The sequence below is a fragment of the Teichococcus aerofrigidensis genome (assembly GCF_054073225.1).
This window is the reverse complement of sequence record NZ_JBSXMU010000131.1, coordinates 1-7,951: the sequence shown is the minus strand read 5'-3', so window position 1 is coordinate 7,951 and position 7,951 is coordinate 1. Positions and strand designations below refer to the sequence as shown.

General features: G+C 70.1%; 9 protein-coding genes. 7 read left to right on the top strand and 2 right to left on the bottom strand.

Features of this window, described 5'->3' with window-relative positions; all coding sequences use genetic code 11:
- Positions 1 to 637 (top strand): CheB methylesterase domain-containing protein (locus tag ACVMLK_RS18175; RefSeq protein WP_457487196.1); only part of this gene is annotated, 637 nt, incomplete at its 5' end.
- The gene (locus ACVMLK_RS18170; RefSeq protein WP_457487195.1) at positions 634 to 1,431 is read left to right on the top strand and encodes a CheR family methyltransferase; all 798 of its coding nucleotides are present in this window, start codon (positions 634 to 636) and stop codon (positions 1,429 to 1,431) included. The genes ACVMLK_RS18175 and ACVMLK_RS18170, both read left to right, overlap by 4 nt.
- A 39-nt stretch (positions 1,432 to 1,470) precedes the next feature.
- Here ACVMLK_RS18170 and ctrA read toward each other — a convergent pair whose 3' ends face one another.
- Positions 1,471 to 2,217 carry a response regulator transcription factor CtrA gene (ctrA, locus tag ACVMLK_RS18165; protein ID WP_198365583.1) on the bottom strand — a complete coding sequence of 249 codons (747 nt, stop codon included), beginning with the start codon at positions 2,215 to 2,217 and terminating at the stop codon, positions 1,471 to 1,473.
- Between the two features lie 299 nt (positions 2,218 to 2,516).
- On the opposite strand from ctrA, the gene ACVMLK_RS18160 reads away from it, so the two are divergent.
- From ACVMLK_RS18160 to ACVMLK_RS18140, 5 genes are all read left to right on the top strand, one after another.
- Positions 2,517 to 3,293 (top strand): SDR family NAD(P)-dependent oxidoreductase, encoded by a 777-nt coding sequence (locus ACVMLK_RS18160; RefSeq protein WP_457487194.1) that lies wholly within the window; start codon positions 2,517 to 2,519, stop codon positions 3,291 to 3,293.
- A gap of 100 nt (positions 3,294 to 3,393) precedes the next feature.
- Positions 3,394 to 4,680, top strand: coding sequence for a histidinol dehydrogenase (gene hisD, locus ACVMLK_RS18155; RefSeq protein WP_457487193.1), 1,287 nt, complete (start codon positions 3,394 to 3,396; stop codon positions 4,678 to 4,680).
- Between the two features lie 31 nt (positions 4,681 to 4,711).
- Positions 4,712 to 5,692, top strand: a complete 981-nt coding sequence (locus ACVMLK_RS18150) for a LacI family DNA-binding transcriptional regulator (RefSeq protein ID WP_198365372.1) — start codon at positions 4,712 to 4,714, stop codon at positions 5,690 to 5,692.
- Between the two features lie 87 nt (positions 5,693 to 5,779).
- Positions 5,780 to 6,241 (top strand): CreA family protein, encoded by a 462-nt coding sequence (locus ACVMLK_RS18145; protein ID WP_198365373.1) that lies wholly within the window; start codon positions 5,780 to 5,782, stop codon positions 6,239 to 6,241.
- Positions 6,238 to 6,456: a hypothetical protein gene (locus ACVMLK_RS18140; protein ID WP_198365374.1), complete on the top strand. Its 219-nt coding sequence runs from the start codon at positions 6,238 to 6,240 to the stop codon at positions 6,454 to 6,456. Before ACVMLK_RS18145 ends, ACVMLK_RS18140 begins: the two co-directional genes overlap by 4 nt.
- A gap of 47 nt (positions 6,457 to 6,503) precedes the next feature.
- Here ACVMLK_RS18140 and ACVMLK_RS18135 read toward each other — a convergent pair whose 3' ends face one another.
- Positions 6,504 to 7,886: a GntP family permease gene (locus ACVMLK_RS18135; RefSeq protein WP_422922626.1), complete on the bottom strand. Its 1,383-nt coding sequence runs from the start codon at positions 7,884 to 7,886 to the stop codon at positions 6,504 to 6,506.
- Positions 7,887 to 7,951: the final 65 nt, after the last annotated feature.

Here is a 7,951-nt window from a genome sequence, read left to right as displayed (position 1 = left end):
GGGCCTGCCGGCCGCCCCGCGCGGCGGGCGCCCTCGGCTGCTGGCGCTGGGGTCCTCGACCGGCGGCCCGCAGGCGCTCGCCGGCTTCGTCCGCCGCCTGGCCGTGGCGGCCGCCTTCCCGGTGCCGATCGTCGTGGTGCAGCACATGCCGGCCGGCTTCACCGCCATGCTGGCCGATCATCTGTCGCGGCTCGGCGGCCCCGCGGCGGCGGAAGCGCAGGATGGCGAGGTGTTGCGGCCGGGCCGGATCCATGTGGCGCCGGGCGACCGGCACCTGCTGGTCGAGCGCCGGGGCGAGGGGCTGGTGGCGCGGCTGAACCAGGCGCCGCCGGAGAACTTCTGCCGCCCCGCCGTCGATCCGATGCTGCGCAGCGCCGCCGGGGCCTGCGAGGGCCGGCTGCTGGCGGTGATCCTGACCGGCATGGGGCAGGACGGCCTGCTGGGCTGCAAGGCGGTGGCGGCGGCGGGCGGCGCGGTTCTGGCGCAGGACGAGGCTTCCAGCGTCGTCTGGGGCATGCCGGGCGCGGTGGCCAAGGCCGGCCTGGCGCAGGCGCTGCTGCCGCCCGAACAACTGGCTGAGCGCGCGATGGCGCAATGTGGCATGGCGGGCGCCGGTCCCGTGGGAGGACACGCATGAATGCGGAGAGCTTTGCCGCTATCGCGGCGCTGGTGAGGACGCGCTCCGGCATCGTGCTGACCCCCGACAAGGGTTACATGCTGGAGACCCGTCTCGCGCCCATCCTGAAGCGGGAGGGTGTGGCCAGCCTGGATATGCTGGCGCTGCGGCTGCGCGACATCAGGGCCGAGCGGCTGGCGCGCGATGTCACCGAGGCGCTGACCACCAACGAAAGCAGCTTCTTCCGCGACGGCAAGCCGTTCGACCACCTGCGCCGGCTGTTGCCGGGCCTGGTGGCGGCGCGCGCCGCGGGCCACAGGCTGCGCATCTGGTCAGCCGCCTGCTCGACCGGGCAGGAAGCCTATTCCGTGGCGATGATCCTCTCCGAACTCGGGATGCGTCAGGCCGAGATTCTCGGCACCGACCTCTCGCGCGAGGTGGTGGAGAAGGCGCGCGAGGGCTTCTTCACGCAGTTCGAGGTGCAGCGTGGCCTGCCGGTGCAGATGCTGGTGAAGCACTTCCGGCAGGAGGGGGCACGCTGGCAGGTTCGGCCGGAGCTGCGCGCCATGACCCGCTTCGAGGAGCGCAACCTGCTGGGCGAGCATCGCAGCCTCGGGCGCTTCGACGTCATCTTCTGCCGCAACGTGCTGATCTATTTCGACCCGCCGACGAAGGGGCGGGTGCTCAACGCGCTCGCCGCTCAGCTTGCGCCGGACGGCGTGCTCTATCTCGGCGGCGCCGAGACGGTGCTGGGCCTGACGGAGAAGCTGGTGGCGGTGCCGGGGGAGCGGGGCGCCTATGCCCTGGCCCGGTGAGACGATCCGGGGAGGGTGGGGCGGCCCTCCCCGGGGCCGTCATGCCGCGGCCTGGGGCGCCGCCTGCCGGGATGGCGCCGGCAGCTCGGGCGCCGGGAAGCGCGCGCCCTGCAGCGCCGGCTCGCGCATCACATAGCCGCGGCCCCAGACGGTGCCGATCAGCTCGCCCGCCCCGGCCTGCGCCAGCTTCTTGCGCAGCTTGCAGATGAACACGTCGATGATCTTGGCCTCCGGCTCGTCGATGCCGCCGTAGAGATGGTTGAGGAAGACCTCCTTGGTCAGCACCAGGCCCTTGCGCAGGGTCAGCAGCTCCAGGATGGCGTATTCCTTGCCGGTCAGGTGCACCTCGCGGTCGTTCACCCGCACCTCGCGGGAGCCGAGATTGAGCAGCAGGGGGCCGACGGAGAGGGTCGGCTGGCTGAAGCCCTTGGCACGGCGGATGATGGCCTGCAGCCGGGCCATCAGCTCCTGCTGGTCGAAGGGCTTGGTGATGAAGTCGTCGGCGCCCATGCCGAAGGCCTTCACCTTGGCCTGGGGGCGGGACAGGCCGGAGAGGATGAGGACCGGCGTCTCGACCCGGTTGCCGCGCAGCCGGCGGACCACCTCGTAGCCCTCCATGTCCGGCAGCATGATGTCCAGGATGATGATGTCGTAGTCATAGAGGGAGGCGAGCTCGAGCGCCTCCTCGCCGGTGGCGGCGGTGTCCGTGATCATCGACGACGCCTTGAGCATCATCGAGATGCCGCGAGCGGTGGTCATGTCGTCCTCAACCAGAAGAACTCGCATCTCTTCGCGCTCCACAATCTATAAGTGCATTGATACCACCTATACGGGAAATCCAAAGAGGTTTTTCATCTTTGAGACGTATTAATACACGAGACAGAGTTTAAAAATCAGAGATATCGGTGTGTGGTGGCGACATTCTGAACGAAACCGACCCTTCGCAGGCCTCAGACAGCTTGCCACCACCCTACGGAACGTTTCTTAATAGAGAAATATATATAAATAAGAACTTCTCTCCGCATTTGCCGCTCCTCAGGTCCCGGAGCTAGGACTTCCCCCGCAACGCATGCGGAGGACGATCCATGACCCAAGACCTGGCCCTGCCAAGGACACCCTCCTTCCGGCTGGACGGGCGCCGCGCCCTGGTGACGGGGGCAGGGCGGGGCATCGGCCTTGCCGCCGCCGCCGCTTTGGCCGAGGCGGGCGCGCATGTCGCGCTCGCGGCGCGCAGCGGCGCGGAGGTGGAGGCGGCCGCGGCGGCGATTCGCGCCGGCGGTGGCGCGGCCGAGGCCCTGGCCCTGGATGTCTCGGACCTGGCCGCTTTGGAGGCGGCGCTGGCGGCGCGCGAGCCCTTCGACATCCTGGTCAACAATGCCGGGACCAACCGCCCCGCCTCCTTCCTGGAGGTGGCGCCGGCGGATTTCGACGCCGTCATGGCGCTCAATCTGCGCGCCGCCTTCTTCACGGCGCAGGCGGTGGCGAAGCGCCTGGTGGCGGCGGGGCGGCCTGGCTCGATCATCCAGCTCTCCTCGCAGATGGGGCATGTCGGAGGGCCGAACCGCAGCGTCTACTGCGCCAGCAAGCATGCGATGGAGGGGATGACCAAGGCCATGGCGATCGAGCTCGGGCCGCATGGCATCCGGGTGAACACGCTCTGCCCCACCTTCATCGAGACCCCCCTGACGCGTCCCTTCTTCGAGGCCGCGGCCTTCCGCGACTGGGTCCTGTCCAAGATCAAGCTCGGCCGCGTCGGACAGGTGGAAGACCTGATGGGCGCGGTCGTCTTCCTGGCCTCCGGCGCCAGCGGGCTGATGACCGGCAGTGCGCTGATGCTGGATGGGGGCTGGACCGCGGAGTAAGGAAGAGGGGAATGCATACGGATGCAATAAGGCTTGCATCCGTATGCAATCCGGCCCCATCCTGGCCGCCTTGTTGCCATGGCCAGGGAGGGAACACGTCATGATCCGCTATCTGAAGAAGGGCGCCGAGGCCGCCGAGACGGCCGAATACGATCGCAAGGTCCGCCAGACCGTCGAGAGCCTCCTCGCCGATGTCGAGGCGCGCGGGGATGCGGCGGTGCGCGAGCTGTCGGTGAAGTTCGACAAGTGGTCGCCCGAGAGCTTCCGGCTGACCCCGGAGCAGGTCCAGGCGCTGATCGACAGCCTGCCCGCGCAGGTGATCGAGGACATCCGGTTCGCCCAGGCCCAGATCCGCCGCTTCGCCGAAGCGCAGAAGGCCTGCCTGACGGATCTCGAGATCGAGACCCTGCCGGGCGTCACGCTGGGTCACAAGAACATCCCCGTGGAGAGCGTCGGCTGCTACATCCCGGGCGGCCGCTACCCGATGGTGGCCAGCGCGCATATGTCGGTGCTGACCGCCAAGGTCGCCGGCGTGCCGCGCGTCATCGCCTGCACCCCGCCGCTGAACGGCGAGGCCCCGGCGGCCACCGTCGCCGCCATGGCGATGGCCGGCGCCGACGAGATCTATCTGCTGGGCGGCATCCAGGCCGTCGCCGCCATGGCGCTGGGCACCGAGACGATCAAGCCGGTGGACATGCTGGTCGGGCCGGGCAATGCCTTCGTCGCCGAGGCCAAGCGGCAGCTCTATGGCCGTGTCGGCATCGACCTGTTCGCCGGCCCCACCGAGACGCTGGTCATCGCCGATGACACGGTGGATGCCGAGATCTGCGCCACCGACCTGCTCGGCCAGGCGGAGCACGGCCCGACCTCGCCCGCCGTGCTGCTCACCACCTCGCGCAAGATCGCCGAGGGGATCGAGGCGGAGATCCAGCGCCAGCTCAAGGTGCTGCCCACCGCCGACATCGCCAGCGTCGCCTGGCGCGACCACGGCCAGGTCATCCTCTGCGACACCGATGAGGAGATGCTGCAGGTGGCCGATGACATCGCCTCCGAGCATGTGCAGGTGATGACGAGGAATCCGCGCTGGTTCCGCGACAACATGCGCAACTACGGCGCGCTGTTCCTCGGCCCCGAGACCAACGTGGCCTATGGCGACAAGGTGATCGGCACCAACCACACCCTGCCGACCAAGAAGGCCGCGCGCTACACGGGCGGGCTCTGGGTCGGCAAGTTCATCAAGACCTGCACCTGGCAGGAGGTGAAGCCCGAGGCCAGCGCCATGGTCGGCGAGTACTGCTCGCGCCTCTGCGCCATCGAGAACTTCGCCGGGCACAAGGAGCAGGCCGACATCCGCGTGCGGCGCTACGGTGGCAAGAACGCCGCCTGACGCCCCTGCGGAGGCCCCCGCGGGAGCCCCCATGGGAGCCGTGACCGCGCGCGACCTGGCGCGGCATCTCGGCGTCTCGCAATCGATGGTGTCGCGGGCCTTCAGCCCCGGCGCCTCGGTGGCGCCGGCGATGCGCGCCCGCATCCTGCGCGCGGCGGAGGAACTGGGCTACCGCCCCAATGTCATCGCATCCGCCCTGTCGCGGCGCCGCTCCTCGCTGGTCGGCATCGTCATGGCGGAGCTGACCAACCCCTTCTATCCGGCGGTGCTGGAGCAGTTGAACGCCGCGCTGCGGGAGGCCGGCTTCCAGTCGCTGCTGATCACCATCCCGCCGGGCGGCAGCGCCGACGACGCGCTGCCGATGCTGCGGCAGTACCATGTCGACGCGGTGGTGCTGACCTCGGCCAGCCTGTCCTCGGCCAGCGCCTCGCACTGGCTGGGCGATGGCCGGGCCGCCGTGCTGTTCAACCGCACCGCCATCGGGCCGACGCGGCTCGACAGCGTCGCCTGCGACAATGTCGGGGGCGGGCGGATGGCGGCCGAGGCGCTGCTGGCCCATGGCTGCCGGAACCCCGCCTTCGTCGCCGGCCGCGCCGACACCTCGACCAGCCACGACCGGGAACGGGGCTTCCGCGCCGCCCTGGCCGGGCATGGCCTGACGCCGCTCCGCATCGAGGCCGGCGATTTCAGCTACGAGGCCGGTCATCGCGCGGCCCGGGCGCTGGGGGGCGCGGACGGTGTCTTCTTCGCCAACGACATCCTGGCGCTCGGCGGGCTGGACGCGCTGCGGCACGAGATGGGCCGGCGTGTCCCGGACGAGGTCGCGGTGATCGGCTTCGACGACATCCCGATGGGCGCCTGGCCGGCCTACCGCCTGACCACCCTGCGCCAGCCCGTGCCGGAAATGATCGACCGCACCATCGGCCTGCTGCGCGCGCGCCTGGGCGGCGATGACGCGCCGCCCAGGGCCGAGCGGCTCCCGGCCAGTCTGCTGCGCCGCGGCTCGCTGTGACCGGCCGATCTCCGGACGGCCCGTTCCTTTCCGCCGATCATCGCCTATGTGTGGGGGCCGCAACCCCAGCCCCAGGCCGCCCGCATCATGAAGCCGCTGCTCGCTGTCCTCCTCGCCCTGCTGCTGGCCGGGCAACCCGCCCTGGCGCAGAAGCGCGTGGGCGAGGTCAGCACCACCTTCCGCATGGTCGGGCCGAACGACAAGGTCGTGGTCGAGCGCTATGACGATCCCCGCGTCGCCAATGTCTCCTGCTACGTCTCGCGCGCCGACACGGGCGGATTGTCGGGCTGGGTCGGCCTGGCCGAGGACCCGTCGCGCTTCAGCATCGCCTGCCGCGCAACCGGCCCGGTGACCCTGCCGGAGAAGCTGCCGCAGACGGAATCCGTCTTCAGCCGCTCCAGCTCGGCGCTGTTCAAGTCGCTGACGGTGACGCGCATCCTGGATCAGGAGAAGCAGGTGCTGGTCTATCTGGTCACCAGCACGAAGATCATCGACGGCTCGCCGTTCAACAGCGTCACCGCCGTGCCGCTCGCGACTCCCGCGCCATGACCCGCCCGGCGCCCGAGGGGAACCGGAAGGACGGCCGGGGCGGCCTCTCCCGCCTGCGGCCGGCCGAGCTCCGGGCCTATGACCGTTTCCTCGGGCACGGCTGCCCGCCGCCGTCCACCGCCGTCACCTTCACCCCGACGGCCATCGGCACGCAGGTCGCCCTGCGCTGCGAATGCGGGCAGGCGGAGGACATCACCGACTACGACAGCTGGTGACGTCCCCCTCCGCCCCCCCTTCCTCCGGGGGGGGCGGCACGGCGGCGTCAGAAGGTGCCCAGGGTCGTTCCGAGCAGGATCACGGCGATCAGCGCCAGGACCGGAACCAGCAGGTTCACGACGAAGATGTCGCCATAGGACGATTTGTGCGTCAGCCCGGTGATGGTCAGCAGCGAGATGACCGCGCCGTTGTGCGGCAGCGAGTCGAAACCGCCGGAGGAGATGGCGGCGACGCGGTGCAGCAGGTCCGGGCTGATGCCGAGCGCCGCGGCGCGCTCCATGTAGGTGGCGCCCAGCGTGTCGAGCGCGATGGACAGGCCGCCGGAGGCCGAGCCAGTGATGCCGGCCAGGGCGTTGACGGCGATGGCGAGCGAGATGATCGGCGTCCCGGGCGCGATGCCGACGACGAAGTCGCGCACGACGACGAAGGCCGCAAGGGAGGCGATGACGGCGCCGTAGCCCACCTCGCTCGCCGTGTTGAAGATCGGCAGCAGCGAGCCCATCGTGCCCTCGTTCAGCGTCTTCTGCGCGTCGCGCAGGTAGCGCCGCTGCAGCAGCAGGACGGTCAGGATGGCGCCGACCAGCGCGACGATCAGCGCCCAGGTGCCGATCACCGCGGTGGGCGCGATGTTGCCGTAGATCTGCTGCGACAGGTAGCCGAGGTCGAGCGAGGGGAAGACGACCAGCGAGAAGAGCGCGTTCAGCCCGATGACGACGACGATCGGCAGCAGCGACAGCGCGAAGCCCGGCCGCTCGCCGTCCTCGAACTGCGGCAGGTTCTCCTTGTGGTCGCCATAGCCCTCGCCGGCGAGCCTGGCCCGGCGCTGCCGGTGGTGCAGCCAGGCCAGGCCGCCGAACAGCATGATGGCGGCGGCGATCATGCCGAGCCCGGGGGCTGCGAAGGTGGTGGTGCCGAAGAAGCGCGTCGGGATGGCGTTCTGGATCGCCGGCGTGCCCGGCAGCGCCGTCATGGTGAAGGTGAAGCTGCCCAGCGCGATGGCGCCGGCGATCAGCCGCTTCGGCACGTCCGCCTCGCGGAACAGCGCCGCGGCGATCGGGAAGATCGCGAAGGCGACGACGAAGAGCGAGACGCCGCCATAGGTCAGCACGCCGCAGGCCAGCGTCACGGCGGTGATGGCATGCTGCGCGCCGAGACGGCGGATGATGGTGTGCGCGATGGTGGTGGAGGAGCCGCTATCCGCCATCAGCTTGCCGAAGATGGCGCCGAGCAGAAAGATCGGGAAGAACAGCACGACGTAGTTGCCGAGGCTCTTCATGAAGATCTGCGTATAGGTCGCGAGCAGCGGGCCGCCCTGCGCCATCAGCACGGCGAAGGCGGCCATGATGGGGGCCAGGATCAGGACGTTGGTGCCGCGATAGGCGAAGTACATCAGCCCCGCGAGGGACAGGATGATGGCGAGTGTACCCAAGGGTCGGGCTCCGGGATGATCGGTTGCGGGCCGGGGGGGGGGGGGGGGGGGGGGGGGGGGGGGCG

Coding starts and splice junctions, on each gene's coding strand:
- ACVMLK_RS18160 (WP_457487194.1), top strand. CDS start 2,517: ATGACCCAAGACCTGGCCCTGCCAAGGACACCCTCCTTCCGGCTGGAC.
- ACVMLK_RS18150 (WP_198365372.1), top strand. CDS start 4,712: ATGGGAGCCGTGACCGCGCGCGACCTGGCGCGGCATCTCGGCGTCTCG.
- ACVMLK_RS18145 (WP_198365373.1), top strand. CDS start 5,780: ATGAAGCCGCTGCTCGCTGTCCTCCTCGCCCTGCTGCTGGCCGGGCAA.
- ACVMLK_RS18140 (WP_198365374.1), top strand. CDS start 6,238: ATGACCCGCCCGGCGCCCGAGGGGAACCGGAAGGACGGCCGGGGCGGC.
- ACVMLK_RS18170 (WP_457487195.1), top strand. CDS start 634: ATGAATGCGGAGAGCTTTGCCGCTATCGCGGCGCTGGTGAGGACGCGC.
- ctrA (WP_198365583.1), bottom strand. CDS start 2,217: ATGCGAGTTCTTCTGGTTGAGGACGACATGACCACCGCTCGCGGCATC.
- hisD (WP_457487193.1), top strand. CDS start 3,394: ATGATCCGCTATCTGAAGAAGGGCGCCGAGGCCGCCGAGACGGCCGAA.